Source organism: Aphanothece stagnina RSMan2012, assembly GCF_046764815.1.
Classification (GTDB): domain Bacteria; phylum Cyanobacteriota; class Cyanobacteriia; order PCC-6307; family Cyanobiaceae; genus NIES-981.
Window position 1 is genome coordinate 1 of record NZ_JBKOUC010000114.1, and the last position, 423, is coordinate 423.

1 protein-coding gene is annotated in these 423 nt (G+C 59.6%); it reads left to right on the plus strand.

Annotation, left to right across the window (positions count from 1 at the left end):
- Window positions 1-11 precede the first annotated feature (11 nt).
- On the plus strand, window positions 12-423 hold a 412-nt coding region (locus ACLNEE_RS16995; RefSeq protein ID WP_412007465.1), incomplete at its 3' end, for an immunoglobulin-like domain-containing protein.

Genomic DNA, 423 nt, shown 5'->3' on the forward strand with positions numbered 1-423 from the left:
TGACGGCAACGGTGACCGCGATCAACGGCGGAAACTTTGAAGAGACGAGTGTTGAAGGAGCGACGGCGACGGCCGCGATCGCCGATGTGGATGATGTGACGACGGTTGAGGTGACGACGTCGGATGTGACGGAGAACGATACGGGAGTGACGTTCAACTTCCAGCTGAGCAATCCGCCGGAAGCTGGCTATCCGGCCAGTGTGACGGTGGAGATCGGCGGAACGGAGTACACGGTTGCGCTGGATGCGACCGGAGCCGGATCGCAGTTCATCTCGACGGAAGATCGTGATGTGTACATCGATCCGTCCAGTTTGACGGCAACGGTGACCGCGATCAACGGCGGAAACTTTGAAGAGACGAGTGTTGAAGGAGCGACGGCGACGGCCGCGATCGCCGATGTGGATGATGTGACGACGGTTGAGG